The organism is Streptomyces sp. NPDC048331 (assembly GCF_043201215.1).
In the GTDB taxonomy this organism is placed as follows: domain Bacteria; phylum Actinomycetota; class Actinomycetes; order Streptomycetales; family Streptomycetaceae; genus Streptomyces.
Map to the genome: position 1 here is coordinate 76,259 of NZ_JBICYT010000007.1, position 15,967 is coordinate 92,225.

Genomic DNA, 15,967 nt, shown 5'->3' on the forward strand with positions numbered 1-15,967 from the left:
TCCGGCCGGGGGGACCTCCAACCGGCACGCCTAAGACCAGTGGGAGAGTCACGGTGTATTTCGCCGCACTGCTCGCGCGCACCGAAGACGGGTGGGAAGCGAGCGACATGGAACTCGACGACGTCGAGTCCCTCAGTGATCTGATCGATCTCGCCCGGTCCGCCGCTGTCGACGACGACACGGTGGTCGCCCTCATCGAGCAGGAGGACGCCTGGTTCGGCGTCGTCCGCGTGGACGGCGAGGAGGACCCGCGGTACTTCGTATCGAACGCCTCCGCGGCCGCCCGCAGCTCCTACGGCTCGATGCTGACCAAAGAGCTGCTGGGCAGCGACGAGGAGGACGACGAACTCGACGACCTGGACCTGGACGGGACCGAGGACGGCGAGGAGGATGCCGTCGCCGCGTTCACGGACGAAGACGCCGACGAGGACGAGGTGGGCGGGACCGGTGCGGAACCGGTACCGGCCGGTCCGCTCGGTGACCCCGGGCTGTTGGACGATCTCGGGGTGACCAACAAACAATTGATGAACCTGGACGGGGACGCCCTCTCGGAGATCGCCGACTCCCTCGGCGCCACCGAGGTCCTGGAGGCCGTCCGCTAGTGCTCCCTACGAACCCCGACGATCCCGTACGGGACCCGTGGCGGGACTCCATGCGCCTGGCGCTCCAGGAGGCCGCCCGGGCGGTGTCGGCCGGCGATGTGCCGGTCGGCGCCGTCGTACTGGGCCCGGACGGGCGGATCCTCGCCACCGGGTACAACGAACGCGAGGCGACCGGCGACCCCACCGCGCACGCCGAGGTGGTGGCACTGCGCCGGGCGGCCGCCGAGCTGGGGGAATGGCGCCTTCCGGGGTGCACCCTCGTGGTGACCCTGGAGCCGTGCGTCATGTGCGCGGGGGCGCTCGTCCAGTCTCGGGTCGCCCGGGTCGTCTACGGCGCGGACGACGAGAAGGCCGGCGCCGCCGGGTCGCTGTGGGACCTCGTACGGGACCGCAGGCTCAATCACCGTCCCGAGGTGATCCGCGGTGTCCTCGGCGAGGAGTGCGCACGACAGCTGACGGACTTCTTCCGCGACCTCTGAGCCGACGGCTGAGCCGACCTCCGAGCCGACGGCTGACCTCGGAGCCCGCAAAAGGCCTGCGTACGACCGCCGCGACGCCCCTGGACGCACCGATTTCAGAGGATGGGGTTCCTTAGGCTAGGATCCATCTCGGTAGTGTGTCCGAGTGGCCGAAGGAGCTCGCCTCGAAAGCGAGTATGGGGCAACCCATCGGGGGTTCAAATCCCTCCACTACCGCTTCGATCGAGAGCCCCGCCCCGCAAGGGTCGGGGCTCTCGGCGTATCCCGGTCCGTGCCGACCGCTCCGGTCACTCCGTCCGACGACTCCCCGACGACTCCCCAACAACTCCCCGACGGGACCGTCCGGCAACTCCGATCGGCTCTCCGGAGGACACCCGCGTGACCGCCCGCCCGCTCGGCCGTTGTCACGGCATGACCAAGACCCAGCGCATGCTCGCCGCCCTCGCCCTCGCGGGGGCCGCCGCGGGCCTCGCCGCACCCGCCGCCTCGGCCGCCCCGGTCTCCCCCCTCACCCTCCCGGACCTGCCGGCGGCCGCCCCGGGGATGCCCGCCGGGGCCCAGCCCACGTCCGTCCAGGAGATCGGGTCGCAGCTCAGCGCCGGCGCGAACCAGCTCAACGCCCTGATGGAGCTGCCGAACCAGCTGGCCCCCGTCATCGCGCCCGTACAGCCCCTCACGGACCTGGCCGGCGGCCTGGAGTAGCGGTCTCGAGCAGCGGTCTGGAGCAGATGTCCGGAGCAGCGGCCCGGGGTGGCCACCGGCGCCCGAGCCGGCTCCGTACGCCTCTTCGGCGCCCCCGGCGCCTTCCGCACGCCTCTCGTACGCCCCGAGTGCGCCCCCGGCCCGCCCGAGCGCCCCGTACGCCCCCGCAGGCCCCCGAGACCGCGGGGGCGACGCGAAGAAGGCCCCGACCGGAGTCGGGACCTTCGACGGTGGGACGGGGGAAGCGGCATCAGGGGACAAGCCACTTCCCCCGACGCGGACGGACCCGCCGGTCCGCGCCGCGCTCAGGGGGAAGCTCGCGGCCCGGACCCCGCAGTGAGGCCCTGTCCCTCACCCACCGGTTTCCTGCCAGAACCGGTGGGCTCCCCCCATCCTGTGGCCACCGCGACCGCCCCCGTCACGGCAAAGGGCCCGGAACACCGGGTCCTTGGTCCTTAAAGGACAGGTGAGTGCCCCATCTTGACCGGTTAGACTCACCCGACTTGCTCGGACCGGTTGGGGAGGCCGCCCGCACGTGGACACCAAGAAGCTCATCACGGGTGCCCTCACCGTGTTCGCCCTCTTCGTGATCATCACCCAGCCGAAGAGAGCGGCCGAGATCGTGGAAATAGGCTTCCAGGGGATATCGGATGCCGCCTCGGGCATCGGCGAGTTCATGACCGAACTGGTGCGCTGACCCGTACGCTGAAGCGGTTCCCGGACTTCCGGCCCCCCACTCCGACGGGTGGGGGGCTTTTTGTATACCTAATACTGGGCGCATTGCCCTGATATGCCCAACTTGCCGTCAACACGGCGCTATACGGTGCTTGCACACAGTGCACATCTCTTGTGATGCTATGACCGCTTTTGATGGATGAGAGTTGACTGAAGGGGTGGCGTGACCGTGCCGGCCAGTACTACGCCTCAGGTGCCACCCCAGCAGGACCCCCAGGTACCGCCCCAGCCGGATCCCCAGCGGGAACACCGCCCGGAGCCGCGCCCGGAGCCGCGCCGGGAACACCGCCCGGAGCCCGGCCGGGAGCCTCGCCGGGAGCCCGGCCCGGAACCCCGCCCGGAGCCCCGCCAGGAGCCGCCCGAGGAGCCCCCGGTCGCGCCGAGGCCCCCGAGCAGGGGCGCGGACACCCGAGCCCTCACCCAGGTCCTCTTCGGCCAGCTGAAGGGCCTGGAACCGGGCACCGGCGAGCACAGCCGGGTGCGCGGGGCCCTCATCGAGGCCAACCTCCCGCTCGTCCGGTACGCGGCCGCTCGCTTCCGCAGCCGCAACGAGCCGATGGAGGACGTGGTCCAGGTCGGCACCATCGGCCTGATCAACGCCATCGACCGCTTCGACCCGGACCGGGGCGTGCAGTTCCCGACCTTCGCGATGCCGACCGTCGTGGGCGAGATCAAGCGGTACTTCCGCGACAACGTCCGCACCGTCCACGTACCGCGCCGCCTCCACGAGCTGTGGGTCCAGGTCAACGCCGCCACCGAGGACCTCACGACCCTCCACGGCCGCACCCCGACCACCGCCGAGATCGCCGAACGGCTGCGCATCACCGAGGACGAGGTGCTGTCCTGCATCGAGGCCGGCCGCAGCTACCACGCGACCTCACTGGAGGCCGCCCAGGAGGGCGACGGCATGCCCGGGCTGCTGGACCGCCTCGGCTACGAGGACCCGGAGCTGGCCGGGGTCGAGCACCGCGACCTCGTCCGCCATCTCCTCGTACAACTGCCCGAGCGCGAGCAACGGATCCTGCTCCTGCGGTACTACAACAATCTGACGCAGTCGCAGATCAGTGTGGAGCTCGGCGTCTCCCAGATGCACGTCTCCCGACTCCTCGCCCGGAGCTTCGCCCGTCTGAGATCCGCAAACAGGATCGAGGCGTAACCGGAACGAGTGGAGATCATTCGCATGTTTCCCGACAGATCGGGCTGATCACCCTCCGACCTGCTCTGTCGCTGGAGATATATGTCGACATGGCGCTACAGCGCGTTGCCGACATGTGACATTCTGCGTGAACCGCGTTTGCCGCAGCCCCGCCTCCGGTATTCAGGTGGAGGCTGCGTTCCTCCGACGGGCGCGCAGTACGCGACCGTCCGCGACCTCAAGGGGGTGGCATGTCCGTAGACCAGGGCAGCTCCAAGGTGCTCACGCTCGTCAAGAGCGCTCCTGCGCCCACAGCACCTGTAGCGTCCGACCGCTCGGAAGCCATCGACACCCGGACCCTCTCCCGCTCCCTCTTCCAGCGACTTGCCGCCCTGGATGCGGACAGCCCCGAACGGGCGTACGTACGCGACACCCTGATCGAGCTGAACCTGCCTCTGGTGCGCTACGCGGCCGCCCGATTCCGCAGCCGCAACGAGCCGATGGAAGACATCGTCCAGGTCGGCACCATCGGCCTGATCAAGGCGATCGACCGCTTCGACTGCGAGCGCGGCGTCGAGTTCCCGACGTTCGCGATGCCGACCGTCGTGGGCGAGATCAAACGATTCTTTCGGGACACCTCCTGGTCCGTCCGCGTCCCGCGCCGGCTCCAGGAGCTGCGCCTGGCGCTGACCAAGGCCAGCGACGAGCTCGCCCAGAAGCTGGACCGCTCGCCGACCGTGCCGGAACTCGCCGCCGTGCTCGGGGTCTCGGAGGAGGACGTCGTCGACGGCCTCGCCGTGGGCAACGCCTACACCGCCTCCTCGCTCGACTCGCCCTCCCCCGAGGACGAGGGCGGCGAGGGCTCCCTCGCGGACCGCCTCGGCTACGAGGACACCGCGCTGGAGGGCGTCGAGTACCGCGAGTCCCTGAAGCCGCTGCTCGCCAAACTCCCGCCCCGGGAACGGCAGATCATCATGCTGCGCTTCTTCGCGAACATGACGCAGTCGCAGATCGGCGAGGAGGTCGGCATCTCCCAGATGCACGTCTCCCGGCTGTTGACCCGCACCCTCGCGCAACTGCGCGTAGGCCTCATCGGCGAGTGATCCGGCGCCTCGCGCTTCCCAATTGACTGACCGTCAGGAACACTGGCGCGATGCGAAAGGGAGCGCGGGCGACCGCCGCCACCACCACCCTGCTCGCCCTGTGCTGCACGGCCGCCGCCGGCCTCACCGGCTGCGGCGGCCCGGCGCGGGACGGCTTTGTCGCCGTGGGCGCCGCGGCCCCGGGCCCCGAACGGGGTGCGGGGGAGAACGTGGCGCCGCGGGGGCAGGTGGAGTTCCAACAGCTCGGCGGCCAGGACGTGGCGGGCGGAGCCGGGCAGTCCGCCACGACCTCCCGTACGTCGACCGGCCCCGCAGGATCCGGGACCACAGGTGGCTCCGCCCCGGGCGGAGCCACGACCACCGACCCCGGTGGCTCCATGGGCGCCCCCGGCACCCCGCCGGGGCCGGGCCGAACCCCACCGTCCCCCGGCACACCCGGCACGCCGTCGGCGCCCGGCACTCCGACCTCACCGACCCCGCCGGGCGGCCCGGGCACGCCGACGAGCCCGCCCGGCAAGCCCGGCACGACACCGCCGGCGCCGCCGGCCACACCGGCCCGGCTGACGCTGTCCACGCCGGTCCGGTCGGCCGCGACCGACCGCTGGTGCGAGCGGGTCACCGTGACCTTCACCAACACCGGAACCACCGCGGCCCGTGCGGGCACGGTCAGCTTCGCGACGCACATCATCGGGGCCCTGGGCATCGACTGGGCCACGATCACCACGAGCCAACCCCTGCCGGTGCCGCTGGCCGGTGGGGCTTCGAAGGCGCAGACCTACACGGTGTGCGTGGAGTCCTGGCGGGTGCCGCTGGGCATGCACGTGGACACCCGGCAGGTCACCGCGACCTGGAGCTGAGACGCCCGAGCGCCTCGCCCGGGAGCCGTCACGTCATGATCATCCAGGCGGCCACGCCGATCACGAGGACCAGGGCGAGGGCGAGCCCCACCATCAGCGCCGAGTTCGAGGACCCGGACCGCTGCTGCTCCGCGCGGCGCTGCTGACGGGCTCCGGGACCCGCCGGGCGGGTCGGGGCGGCCTCCTCGACGAACGCCTTGAACATCTGCGTGCTGCCCGCGGGGTCATAGTTGCCCTCGGGGACCTGTGAGTTGTGGTTGTCAGCCATGGAGCAGGACCCTAGCCGGTTTTCCGATTCCTTTACCGCCCCACCCCCCAGATTCATTTGCCTGTAGCAACCATGCGCTTCTATGGTTGCCTCAAGCAACGAGATGACGGATGGGGAACCCGGTGACGATCGCGCAGACAGCTCCGACCCCGCAGCCCGCGCCGCTCGCGCAGCTCACGCCACCCCCGCAGCCGACACCGCCCGCTCCGTACGCGGAGCTGGCCCGTCAGCTCACCGGAATCGGCGCGGTCAAGCGCGAGCTCGCCCGCAGCCTGCCTCCGGAGTGCCCGCCCGGCGCCGCCGCCGTCCTCACCCTGCTCGACCGACACGGGGAGATGCGGCTGAGCCGGCTGACCGAGTTCATGGGAGTCGACATCTCGGTGACCAGCCGGCACGTCACGCACGTCGCCGAGCGCGGCTGGATCGAGCGCGAAACCGACCCGGGCGACGGGCGCTGCCGGATCCTGCGGCTCACCCCGGCCGGCCGGGCGCTCCTCGCCGATCTCGGCGCCCGTTACACGGCCTCGCTGGAGAGAGCCCTCCTCGACTGGTCCCCCCAGGACATCGACGTACTGAACACCCTGCTGGCCCGACTCCGATCGAGCTTCTAGACAAAGGAAAGACATGGCCCAGTCGGAGACGACGACCGACCACCCGCCCACGTCCACACGCACACCCACATCCGCATCCGCATCCGCGGCCACGTCCGGGGCCATGTCCGCGGCCACGTCCGGGGCCATGTCCGCGGCCCCTCCCGTGACGATGACCCACCCGCAGATCATGAAGGCGCTGTCCGGGCTGATGCTCGGCATGTTCGTGGCGATCCTGTCGTCCACGATCGTCTCCAACGCCCTCCCCCAGATCATCAGCGACCTCGGCGGCACCCAGTCCTCGTACACCTGGGTGGTCACCGCCGCCCTGCTGTCGATGACGGCCGCCACGCCGCTGTGGGGCAAGCTGTCCGACCTCTTCAGTAAGAAGCTGCTCGTCCAGATATCCCTCGTGATCTACGTCCTCGGCTCCGTGGTCGCGGGCCTGTCCCAGAACACGGGCACGCTGATCGCCTGCCGTGTGGTCCAGGGCATCGGCGTCGGCGGCCTCTCCGCCCTGGCGCAGATCGTGATGGCCGCGATGATCTCCCCGCGCGAGCGCGGCCGGTACAGCGGCTATCTGGGCGCGGTCTTCGCCGTCGCCACCGTCGGCGGCCCGCTGCTGGGCGGTGTCATCACCGACACCGAGTGGCTGGGCTGGCGCTGGTGCTTCTACGTCGGCGTGCCGTTCGCGATCATCGCGCTGATCGTGCTCCAGCGGACCCTGCACCTCCCGGTCGTACGCCGCGACGTCAAGGTCGACTGGCTGGGCGCCTTCCTGATCAGCGGCGCCGTCTCGCTGCTGCTGATCTGGGTCACGCAGGCCGGCGACTCCTACGAGTGGATCTCCTGGCAGACCTGGGCGATGACGGGCGGCGCGGTGCTGCTCGGCCTGCTGTTCGTCCTCGTCGAGTCCCGCGCGAGCGACCCGATCATCCCGCTGCGGCTGTTCCGCAACAAGACCATCAGCCTGGCTTCGGCCGCCTCCCTGTTCGTGGGCATCGCGATGTTCTCGGGGACCGTGTTTTTCAGCCAGTTCTTCCAGTTGGCCCGCGGTGAGTCCCCGACGATGTCCGGAATCCTCACGATTCCGATGATCGCCGGCCTCTTCGTCTCCTCCACGGTTTCCGGTCAGGTGATCACCAAGACCGGTAGGTGGAAGGCCTGGCTCGTCTCCGGCGGCGTCCTGCTGACGGCCGGCCTGGGGATGCTGGGCACCCTGCGCCACGACACCCCGTACTGGCACATCGCGATCTACATGGCGCTGACCGGCCTCGGTCTCGGCATGATGATGCAGAACCTGGTCCTCGCCACACAGAACCAGGTGGCCCCCGAGGACCTGGGCGCGGCCAGCTCGGTCGTCACCTTCTTCCGCTCCCTCGGCGGCGCCATGGGCGTCTCCGCACTGGGCGCGGTCATGGCCCACCGGGTCACGCAGTACGTCCAGGACGGCCTCGCCGCCCTCGGCCCGAAGGCCGCGGCCCTCGGTCACGGCGGCACCGCCGGGGGCGGGATCCCCGACCTCGACAAGCTGCCCGCGCCGTTCCGCGAGGTCATCGAGTCCGCGTACGGGCACGGCGTCGGCGACGTCTTCCTCTACGCCGCCCCGTTCGCGCTGCTCGGACTGGTCCTGGTGGTGTTCATCAAGGAGGTCGCCCTGAAGTCGAAGCCGGCGGCCCACGCCCCGGCGGCGTCGAACGAGCCGGCCCCCGCCGAGACGGCCGCCAAGGCCTGAGCCTGAGCCTGGGCCGGAGCCTGGGCCCTGGCCTCGATGCCCGCGATCAGGATGTCGAGCGCGACGCAGAACTCGCCCTCCGGTGCCCACCGAACCGTCCCCCCGCAGACGTGCAGGAACTGCGAGACGGCCAGGTGGGCGCCGGTGCGTGCGGCGTCCAGCAGCCGCTGGAGGGCGGCGTCGAAGGCCCGCGCCTGCTGGCCGATGTTCGGGTACGCGGCGGTGAGCGGGGCCGGCCACGGGTGGCCCGCCGGTAGCCGCGGGCCGGCGCCTTCAGCCGCCCCGGCCAAGCCGCGCCGCCGCTGTCCGACGGCTCGGGTGGCGGTTGCGGTTCGCCCAGGCAAGATCCGGAAGAGACGGCCCAGGAATGTCCCACCGCTCGCGATCGGGCCGGACCGGTGGGAGTCCACCGGTCCGGCCCGATCAGGCGCGGCGCCCGCTTCCGTGAGACCGGGTCAGCTCGTCGGGGCCGTCAGGTCGTAGAAGGTGGCTCCGCCGACCGTGGTCGCCTTGAAGTTGGCCTTGATCCAGGTCTCGATGTCCGAGCTCGTTCCGCCGCCCGGGCCACCGCGCCCGCCGCCCTGGCCGCCGCCACCGCCCATGCCGCCCAAGCCGCCCTCGGCGGCACCGGCCTCGTCGGTGCTCGTGCCCTGGCCGATGAACCAGTGGATTTTCCCGTCCCGTACGTACTCCTGGAACTGCTCCAGGGTCGGCGAGGGATCGCTTCCGTTGAAGCCGCCGATCGGCATGACGGGCACGCCGGAGGCCAGTTGGTAGCTCGCCGCGTTCTGGGAGCCGATGGCGGCCGCCGCCCACGTGTACGTGTCGGCGTCGGTGGTGAGGGCCGTCTTGGCCTCGGCACTCACCCGGGCGCCGTTCAGCAGGCCGCCCGGACCGCCCTGGCCACCGCCGAACCGCTCGCCACCGCGTCCGCCCTGGCCGGCGAAGCCCTGCGGCATTCCGCCCTGGCCCTGCGGCATCCCGCCCTGCCCGGCCTGCGCACCCCGGCCTCCCTGGCCGCCCTGGCCCTGCGTCGGCGCGCCCTGCGGCGGGAAGCCGCCCTGCTGACCCGCGCCCGGCCGGCCACCGTTCTGCTGCCCGCCCGAGCCGCCCTGGAGCATCTCCCCGGGGCCGCCGGGGCCGCCGGGGCCGCCGGGGCCGCCCATCATCCCGCCGGGTCCGCCCCGGCCGCCCGCCACCGCCGGTCCGGCCGTCACGATGGAGCCGGTGTGCGCGGTGCTCACCGTGGTCAGGCAGTAGGCGAACGGCCCGGCCAGCGCCGCCGCCACGCCCAGCGCCGCCGTGGCCTGGAGCACCCGGCGCCCGGCCCGCGCGGCGAACGGCAACGCCGCCGCGGCGAGCAGCCCGCCCACCAGCACCGCCCAGCGCAGCCACGGCAGATAGCCCGTGGCTCGGCCGAGCAGCACGAACGACCAGACCGCCGTCAGGGCGAGCGTGCCTGACAGGGTGATCGCGGCGGCCTTGCCGCCCCGCTCCTCCCACAGCACAGCGGTGCCCATGCCGATCAGCGCGGCCACGAAGGGCGCCAGGGCCACGGTGTAGTACTCGTGGAAGATGCCCTGCATGTAGCTGAAGACGACCGCCGTGATCAGCATCGAGCCGCCCCAGGCCAGGAAGGCCGCCCGGGCCATGCCCTCCAGCGAGTCGGTGGCCCGGCGGGCCCGCCAGGTGATCACCAGGCCGGCCACCAGCAGCACCAGGGCCGCCGGCAGCAGCCAGGCGATCTGCCCGCCGATGTTGCCCGCGAAGAGCCGGTCTATGCCGGTCTCTCCCCAGCCTCCGCCATCGCCTCCGCCGGCGCCGCCCCGGCCGCCACCGCCCACGCTGCCGGTCTCATTGCCGTTGATCCTGCCCAGGCCGTTGTAGCCGAGGGTCAGTTCCAGGAAGGAGTTGTTCTGCGAGCCGCCGATGTACGGGCGGGAAGAGGCCGGCCACAGTTCGACGATCGCGACCCACCAGCCGCCGGCGACCACCATCGCGATCCCCGCCAGCAGCAGCTGGCCGAGCCGCTTGCGCAGCGGGGTGGGCGCGCAGACGGCGTACAGCAGGGCCAGCGGCGGCAGGATGACGAAGGCCTGCAGGGTCTTGGTGAGGAAGGCGAAGCCGACCGCCACCCCGGCCCAGACCAGCCACTTGGTGCGGGCCCCGTCCAGGGCGCGCAGTACGCAGTACACGGTGACGGTCAGCAGCAGGGTCAGCAGCGCGTCAGGGTTGTTGAAGCGGAACATCAGCGCGGCGACCGGCGTCAGCGCGAAGGCGGCGCCGCTCAGCAGACCGGCCCCGGGACCGAACTGGCGGCGTACGGCCGCGTACAGGACACCGGTGGTCGCCACGCCCATCAGGGCCTGAGGTACGAGGATCTGCCACGCGCCGAGCCCGAAGAGCCGGACGGACAGCATCATCGGCCACAAGGACGCCGGGGGCTTGTCGACGGTGATGGAGTTCCCGGCGTCGGAGGAGCCGAAGAAGAAGGCCTTCCAGCTCTCGCTGCCCGCCTGCACGGCGGCCGAGTAGAAGGAGTTGGCGTAGCCGGAGGAGCCGAGGTCCCACAGGAGCAGGGCGGCGGTGACGATCAGCAGTCCGGCCAGGGAGGGAAGTTCCCAGCGGGGACGGTCGACCGCGTGGCTGCCGGTGCCGGCACGGGCCTCGGGGACCGGGAAGAGCGAGGGTGCTGCCGTGGTCATCGGATGTCGTCCTTCACGTTCACGGGAGTGTCGCGCCGCTCGGGGAAGACCCAGGCGCGGAAGAGCAGGAAGCGCAGCACGGTGGCCGCGAGGTTGGCGGTGATCAGCACGGCCAGTTCGGTGCTGTGCGCGGGATCCGCGGTGGCCGCCCCGAGGGCGGCGAGGGAGCCGCTGGTGAGGGCCAGCCCGATGCCGAACACCACGAGGCCCTGGGCCTGGTGGCGTACGGCCCGGTCCCGGCCGCGCACCCCGAAGGTGAGCCGGCGGTTGGCGGCGGTATTGGCGACCGCGGAGAGCAGCAGCGCGGCGCCGTTGGCGAACTGCGGACCGGTCCCGGCGCGGAAGGCGGAGTAGAGGAGCAGGTAGAGCACGGTGGACAGCGCGCCGACGGCGCAGAAGCCGAGCAGTTGGCGCGCGAGTCCGCCCTCCACTCCGGGCAGTGCCGCGCGGTCGCGCGGATCGTCGCCGAAGGGGCGGGCGAGTCGGTCCAGTGGCAGCGCGCCGACCGCCAGTGCCCGGCCCACGCGCCAGACGCCCTTGAGGTCCTCGGTGGCGGTCCGGACGATGTGGACGGTGGAGTCGGGGTCGTCGACCCAGTCGACCGGAACCTCGTGGATCCGCAGCCCGGCGCGTTCGGCGAGCACGAGCAGTTCGGTGTCGAAGAACCAACCCGTGTCCTCCACCAGCGGCAGCAGCCGCTCGGCGACCTCGCGCCGGATCGCCTTGAAGCCGCACTGCGCGTCGCTGAACCGGGCGGCGAGGGAGGACCGCAGGAGGAGGTTGTAGGCGCGCGAGATGAACTCCCGCTTCGCGCCGCGCACCACCCGTGAGGACCGGGCCAGGCGGGTGCCGATGGCGAGGTCGGAGTGGCCGGAGATCAGCGGTGCGACCAGCGGAAGCAGGGCGTTGAGGTCGGTGGAGAGGTCCACGTCCATATAGGCGAGGACGGGGGCGTCGGAACCGGACCACACCTCGCGCAGGGCCCTGCCCCGGCCCTTCTCCTCCAGGCGGGTGCTGCGTACGCCGTCCAGTGCGGCGGCGAGCCCGCGCGCGACCTCGGGGGTGCGGTCGGTGCTCGCGTTGTCGGCGACCGTGATCCGGAAGGGGTAGGGGAAGGTCCGGGTGAGGTGCTCGTGCAGTCTGCGGACGCACGGGCCGAGGTCCTTCTCCTCGTTGAAGACGGGGATCACCACGTCGAGGACGGGCTCGCCGGGCACGAGCGCGAGGGGCGCCCTTGCCGGAAGGGCCCCGGGAGAGGTGTCGGTTCGCATGGTCCGACACTCGCGGGGCGCCCTGTCACCGCTGTGTGCCGAGCCTGTGCCCTGCCTGTGAGTCCGGCCGGTCCGGCCGCGCGTGGGGCAGCAGGACCTCGAAGCAGGTCCGTCCGGGCTCGCTCCGTACCTCTACCCGCCCGCCGTGCGCCGTGACCACGGCCTGGACGATGGCCAGGCCGAGTCCGGTGGAGCCGGCCACGCGGGAGCGGGACGCGTCACCGCGGGCGAAGCGCTCGAAGACCCGGGGGAGCAGCTCGGGGGCGATCCCGGGCCCGTCGTCCTCGATCCGCAGCCGGACGGCGGATGTTTCACGTGAAACACGCGCGGTGACGGTCGTGCCCGGAGGGGTGTGCGTACGGGCGTTGGCCAGCAGGTTCACCAGCACCTGATGGATTCGCGCCGGGTCGGCCCGGACCGGGGCCGGCTCCTCGGGCAGGCTCAGACGCCAGTGGTGCTCGGGGCCCGCGGCCCGGGCGTCGCTGACGGCGTCGACGACGAGCGGAGCCAGGTCGGTGTCGACGTCGCCGGTGGAGAGCGGGCGACCGGCGTCGAGCCGGGCCAGCAGCAGGAGGTCCTCGACCAGGCCGGTCATCCGGGTGGCCTCGGACTCGATCCGGCCGAGGGCGTGCCGGGTGTCGGGGCCGGGCTCCTCGCGCCCCCGGCGGGTCAGTTCGGCGTAACCGCGGATGGAGGCCAGCGGGGTGCGCAGCTCGTGGCTGGCGTCGGCGACGAACTGCCGGACCCGCATCTCGCTCTGCTGGCGGGCGGTGAGGGCGGAGGAGACGTGGCCCAGCATCCGGTTGAGGGCCGCGCCGACCTGGCCCACTTCGGTGCGGGGGTCGGCCTCGGCGTCCGGGACCCGCTCGTGCAGGGCGGGCTCGCCCTTGTGCAGGGGGAGTTCGGAGACCCGCGTGGCGGTGGCCGCCACCCGGCGCAGCGGGCGCAGGGCGACTCCGACCAGGGCCTGCCCGGCGAGGGAGGCCGCGATCAGCCCGGCCAGGGTGACGCACAGCTCCACCCCGACCAGGGTGCGCACGGTGGAGTCGACGTCGCCCAGCGGGAAGGCGAGGGCGAGGCTCCCGTCGGGAGCGATCCGCACCCGATAGCTACCGAGGCCCGGAAGCTCCGTGTCCACCGGGCCGGGCTCGCCCCGCGCGGCCGTGCGGGCGGCCTGGGCGGCCTCGGCGAGGGCCTTGCCCTGGGCCTCGGTGAGCGGCGGCGCCTGTTCGGCCGACCATCCGTCGCCGCGGGCGTTACGGGCGGTCCTGAGCACGGTCCCGGCGGGATCGAAACGGATCCCTGCGGCGTCCAGCGGGCTGCCCGGCGCCATGACGAAGTCGGCGCTGTTCTCCCGGGCCGGTTTCCCGCCGGGTGCCCGGACGGCCATCCTCACCGCGGTCCTCAGCTGGTCGTCGAGCTCGGTGACCAGGTACGAGCGCAGGGCGACGGTGGTGACCGTCCCGATGGCCGCGCCCACCACGGCGATCAGGGCGACCGCCGAGACGACGAGCCGGGTGCGCAGCGACCAGGGCCGGCGTCCGCGCGGCCGCCGTTTCGTGCGCAGGGCCACTAGCCGACCGTCTTGGCCGGCTCGGCCGGCTCGGCCGGCTTGATCAGGTATCCGGCGCCCCGCCGGGTGTGGATCATCGCCGGCATACCGAGGCCGCTTTCCAGCTTCCTGCGCAGGTAGGAGATGTAGAGCTCGACCACATTGGCCTGGCCGCCGAAGTCGTAGGACCACACCCGGTCCAGGATCTGCGCCTTGCTCAGCACGCGACGCGGGTTGCGCATCAGGTAGCGCAGCAGCTCGAACTCGGTGGCGGTCAGGTGGATCTCCCGGTTGCCCCGCACCACCTCGTGGCTGTCCTCGTCCAGCCGCAGATCGCCGACGGCCAGCACCGAACCGCCGCGGGCGGCCTGCGCCGCCCCGGAGCGCCGGACGAGGCCACGCAGCCGGGCCACGACCTCCTCCAGGCTGAAGGGCTTGGTGACGTAGTCGTCGCCGCCCGCCGTGAGGCCCGCGATCCGGTCCTCCAGCGAGTCCTTGGCGGTCAGGAACAGCACGGGGACCTGGGGGATCTCCCGGCGCAGCCGCCCGAGGACGGCCAGGCCGTCCATGTCGGGAAGCATGATGTCGAGGACGACCACGTCGGGCCGGAACTCCCGCGCCGCCCGCACCGCGCCCGCCCCGTCGGCGGCACTACGGACCTCGCAGCCCTCGTAGCGCAGGGCCATGGAGAGCAGCTCGGAGAGCGAGGCCTCGTCGTCGACGACGAGTACCCGGCAGGGCCCACCGTCGGGGCGCACCAGGGCCGTGGGGTGGTGGGTGGACGTGGACGCATGGGAGGTGGTCGTCGCAGTCATACCGAAGAGGCTGTCCGGCGCCTCTGAGAGCGTTCTTGTGCCTTCCTGTGAATTTCCTGAGAAAGGAACCCGGGGAGGGAGGCAGGACAGGACACCGGGTCCGGACACCGGAGCCCGGCGTCCGGAGCCGGCCGTCAGCCCTCAGCCCTCAGCCCTCAGCCGTCGAGGCGGAACAACCGGGCACCGTTGTCGTGGCAGACCGCCCGCAGCCAGTCGTCGCCGAGGCCGAGCCGTTCGAGCGCGACGAGCTGGTGCTCGTAGGGGTAGGGGATGTTCGGGAAGTCGGTGCCGAGGAGGATCCGGTCACCGAGGTCCGCCAGACGTCCCAGATCTCCGGGCGGGAAGCCGCACATCCGCTCGGAGAAGTCGGTGAAGGCCATGGTGGTGTCCAGGCGCACCTCGGCGTACCGGTCGGCGAGGTCGAGGAAATCGGCGTACTCGGGCATGCCCATGTGGGCGATGACCAGAGGCAGCCTCGGGTGGCGGGCCAGCAGCCGGGCGATCGGCTCGGGGCCGGTGTGCTTGCCCGGGACGGGGCCGGAGGCGCAATGGATCACGATCGGCAGGCCGGCCTCGGCGAGCAGCCCCCAGACAGGGTCGAGCCGGTCGTCGTTCGGGTCGTAGCCGCCGACCTGGAGGTGCGACTTGAAGATCCGCGCCCCGGCCTCGACGGCTTGGCGGACGTACGCGCTCACGCCCTCCTCCGGGAAGAACGTCGCGGTGTGCAGGCAGTCGGGGGTGCGGGCGGCAAAGTCGGCGGACCACGCGTTGAGCCAGGCGGCCATCGCCGGTTTGTGCGGGTAGAGCATGGCGGTGAAGGCCCGGACCCCGAACTCCCGCAGGAGCGCCACCCGCCGCTCCTCCTCGTGCCGGTAGGTGATGGGCCACTCGACGCCGGTCAGCGGGCCGACCGCGTCGAAGTAGTCCCACACCTTGTCGAGGACCCGCTCGGGCATGAAGTGGGTGTGCACGTCCACCAGTCCCGGCAGCCCGAGCCGCTCCCGGAAGGCGCGGGCCGCCTCAGCCGTTGCGGACAAAGCCATGGCTCCGCTCGACCGTTCCGACGTGCAGGGTGTAGCTCTCGTACCAGTCGGAGCGGCCCTGGTTCATGGCCGCCTGGTGCTCCATGTCCGTGCGCCACAGGGTGAGGGACTCGTGGTCGCGGAAGTAGGCGACGGTGATGCCGAGGCCTCCCGGCGTCCGCGCGCTCTCGTAGCCGAGGTAGCCCGGGTTCGTCCGGACGATCTCCTTCATCCGCGCGAGGGTCTCGGGGTATCCGCTGTCGTCGGCGGTGCGGGTGTTGCTGAAAACGGCCATGACATAAGGGGGTTCGAAGGCCTGTACCGGCTGGATGGTCATGTCGAACACCCTCGGCGGAGCGCCCCTGGCCTGTCCACCGGAATCGGCCCCGGAAGGAC

Annotated in this window: 17 protein-coding genes and 1 tRNA gene; 11 read left to right on the top strand and 7 right to left on the bottom strand. The window is 71.9% G+C overall.

All coding sequences use genetic code 11. The annotated features are described in order from the left end of the window. Window positions 1-53 precede the first annotated feature (53 nt). The 8 genes from ACGFYY_RS13350 (at window position 54) to ACGFYY_RS13385 (ending at window position 5,613) form a co-directional block, all read left to right on the top strand. Entirely contained in the window at window positions 54-602 is a 549-nt protein-coding gene (locus ACGFYY_RS13350; RefSeq protein WP_365273483.1) for a hypothetical protein, read from the top strand. 50 nt (window positions 603-652) lie between these two features. Then, window positions 653-1,081 carry a tRNA adenosine(34) deaminase TadA gene (tadA, locus tag ACGFYY_RS13355; protein WP_365273522.1) on the top strand — a complete coding sequence of 143 codons (429 nt, stop codon included), beginning with the start codon at window positions 653-655 and terminating at the stop codon, window positions 1,079-1,081. Between the two features lie 131 nt (window positions 1,082-1,212). Next, window positions 1,213-1,297: transfer RNA gene (locus ACGFYY_RS13360), tRNA-Ser, on the top strand. A gap of 162 nt (window positions 1,298-1,459) precedes the next feature. Next, the gene (locus tag ACGFYY_RS13365; RefSeq protein ID WP_365273481.1) at window positions 1,460-1,783 is read left to right on the top strand and encodes a hypothetical protein; all 324 of its coding nucleotides are present in this window, start codon (window positions 1,460-1,462) and stop codon (window positions 1,781-1,783) included. A 535-nt stretch (window positions 1,784-2,318) separates the two neighbouring features. Beyond that, the gene (locus ACGFYY_RS13370) at window positions 2,319-2,480 is read left to right on the top strand and encodes a hypothetical protein (RefSeq protein ID WP_167745563.1); all 162 of its coding nucleotides are present in this window, start codon (window positions 2,319-2,321) and stop codon (window positions 2,478-2,480) included. A gap of 231 nt (window positions 2,481-2,711) precedes the next feature. Further along, complete coding sequence (locus ACGFYY_RS13375) at window positions 2,712-3,674, top strand: RNA polymerase sigma factor SigF (protein ID WP_393709038.1); 963 nt, start codon at window positions 2,712-2,714, stop codon at window positions 3,672-3,674. A 230-nt stretch (window positions 3,675-3,904) separates the two neighbouring features. Beyond that, window positions 3,905-4,756, top strand: coding sequence for an RNA polymerase sigma factor SigF (locus ACGFYY_RS13380; protein WP_030768885.1), 852 nt, complete (start codon window positions 3,905-3,907; stop codon window positions 4,754-4,756). A 50-nt stretch (window positions 4,757-4,806) separates the two neighbouring features. Further along, complete coding sequence (locus ACGFYY_RS13385; RefSeq protein WP_393709040.1) at window positions 4,807-5,613, top strand: hypothetical protein; 807 nt, start codon at window positions 4,807-4,809, stop codon at window positions 5,611-5,613. Between the two features lie 28 nt (window positions 5,614-5,641). Here ACGFYY_RS13385 and ACGFYY_RS13390 read toward each other — a convergent pair whose 3' ends face one another. Then, the gene (locus ACGFYY_RS13390; protein WP_393709042.1) at window positions 5,642-5,881 is read right to left on the bottom strand and encodes a hypothetical protein; all 240 of its coding nucleotides are present in this window, start codon (window positions 5,879-5,881) and stop codon (window positions 5,642-5,644) included. A gap of 218 nt (window positions 5,882-6,099) precedes the next feature. On the opposite strand from ACGFYY_RS13390, the gene ACGFYY_RS13395 reads away from it, so the two are divergent. The 3 genes from ACGFYY_RS13395 (at window position 6,100) to ACGFYY_RS13405 (ending at window position 8,463) form a co-directional block, all read left to right on the top strand. Continuing rightward, on the top strand, window positions 6,100-6,492 hold the full coding sequence (locus tag ACGFYY_RS13395) for a MarR family winged helix-turn-helix transcriptional regulator (protein ID WP_393709273.1): 393 nt from the start codon (window positions 6,100-6,102) through the stop codon (window positions 6,490-6,492). Window positions 6,493-6,595: 103 nt separating this feature from the next. Further along, window positions 6,596-8,206 (top strand): MDR family MFS transporter, encoded by a 1,611-nt coding sequence (locus tag ACGFYY_RS13400; RefSeq protein WP_393709044.1) that lies wholly within the window; start codon window positions 6,596-6,598, stop codon window positions 8,204-8,206. Window positions 8,207-8,316: 110 nt separating this feature from the next. Next, window positions 8,317-8,463, top strand: coding sequence for a hypothetical protein (locus ACGFYY_RS13405; RefSeq protein ID WP_393709046.1), 147 nt, complete (start codon window positions 8,317-8,319; stop codon window positions 8,461-8,463). A 198-nt stretch (window positions 8,464-8,661) separates the two neighbouring features. On the opposite strand, the gene ACGFYY_RS13410 is transcribed toward ACGFYY_RS13405, so the two are convergent. From ACGFYY_RS13410 to ACGFYY_RS13435, 6 genes are all read right to left on the bottom strand, one after another. Continuing rightward, window positions 8,662-10,911: an ArnT family glycosyltransferase gene (locus ACGFYY_RS13410; protein ID WP_393709048.1), complete on the bottom strand. Its 2,250-nt coding sequence runs from the start codon at window positions 10,909-10,911 to the stop codon at window positions 8,662-8,664. Then, on the bottom strand, window positions 10,908-12,182 hold the full coding sequence (locus ACGFYY_RS13415; RefSeq protein WP_393709050.1) for a glycosyltransferase: 1,275 nt from the start codon (window positions 12,180-12,182) through the stop codon (window positions 10,908-10,910). Before ACGFYY_RS13415 ends, ACGFYY_RS13410 begins: the two co-directional genes overlap by 4 nt. Window positions 12,183-12,207: 25 nt before the next feature. Beyond that, the gene (locus ACGFYY_RS13420; protein ID WP_393709052.1) at window positions 12,208-13,755 is read right to left on the bottom strand and encodes a sensor histidine kinase; all 1,548 of its coding nucleotides are present in this window, start codon (window positions 13,753-13,755) and stop codon (window positions 12,208-12,210) included. Then, window positions 13,755-14,549: a response regulator transcription factor gene (locus ACGFYY_RS13425; RefSeq protein ID WP_393709055.1), complete on the bottom strand. Its 795-nt coding sequence runs from the start codon at window positions 14,547-14,549 to the stop codon at window positions 13,755-13,757. The genes ACGFYY_RS13420 and ACGFYY_RS13425 overlap by 1 nt, the downstream gene beginning before the upstream one ends. 155 nt (window positions 14,550-14,704) lie before the next feature. Then, window positions 14,705-15,592, bottom strand: a complete 888-nt coding sequence (locus ACGFYY_RS13430) for an amidohydrolase family protein (protein WP_393709057.1) — start codon at window positions 15,590-15,592, stop codon at window positions 14,705-14,707. Beyond that, window positions 15,570-15,908 (bottom strand): antibiotic biosynthesis monooxygenase, encoded by a 339-nt coding sequence (locus tag ACGFYY_RS13435; RefSeq protein ID WP_365273458.1) that lies wholly within the window; start codon window positions 15,906-15,908, stop codon window positions 15,570-15,572. Before ACGFYY_RS13435 ends, ACGFYY_RS13430 begins: the two co-directional genes overlap by 23 nt. Window positions 15,909-15,967: the final 59 nt, after the last annotated feature.

What these genes read in the sequence shown, in the direction of transcription:
- tadA (WP_365273522.1), top strand. Translation starts at nt 653, where the DNA reads ATGCGCCTGGCGCTCCAGGAGGCCGCCCGGGCGGTGTCGGCCGGCGAT.
- ACGFYY_RS13380 (WP_030768885.1), top strand. Translation starts at nt 3,905, where the DNA reads ATGTCCGTAGACCAGGGCAGCTCCAAGGTGCTCACGCTCGTCAAGAGC.
- ACGFYY_RS13385 (WP_393709040.1), top strand. Translation starts at nt 4,807, where the DNA reads ATGCGAAAGGGAGCGCGGGCGACCGCCGCCACCACCACCCTGCTCGCC.
- ACGFYY_RS13390 (WP_393709042.1), bottom strand. Translation starts at nt 5,881, where the DNA reads ATGGCTGACAACCACAACTCACAGGTCCCCGAGGGCAACTATGACCCC.
- ACGFYY_RS13400 (WP_393709044.1), top strand. Translation starts at nt 6,596, where the DNA reads ATGTCCGCGGCCACGTCCGGGGCCATGTCCGCGGCCCCTCCCGTGACG.
- ACGFYY_RS13410 (WP_393709048.1), bottom strand. Translation starts at nt 10,911, where the DNA reads ATGACCACGGCAGCACCCTCGCTCTTCCCGGTCCCCGAGGCCCGTGCC.
- ACGFYY_RS13415 (WP_393709050.1), bottom strand. Translation starts at nt 12,182, where the DNA reads ATGCGAACCGACACCTCTCCCGGGGCCCTTCCGGCAAGGGCGCCCCTC.
- ACGFYY_RS13425 (WP_393709055.1), bottom strand. Translation starts at nt 14,549, where the DNA reads ATGACTGCGACGACCACCTCCCATGCGTCCACGTCCACCCACCACCCC.
- ACGFYY_RS13430 (WP_393709057.1), bottom strand. Translation starts at nt 15,592, where the DNA reads ATGGCTTTGTCCGCAACGGCTGAGGCGGCCCGCGCCTTCCGGGAGCGG.
- ACGFYY_RS13435 (WP_365273458.1), bottom strand. Translation starts at nt 15,908, where the DNA reads ATGACCATCCAGCCGGTACAGGCCTTCGAACCCCCTTATGTCATGGCC.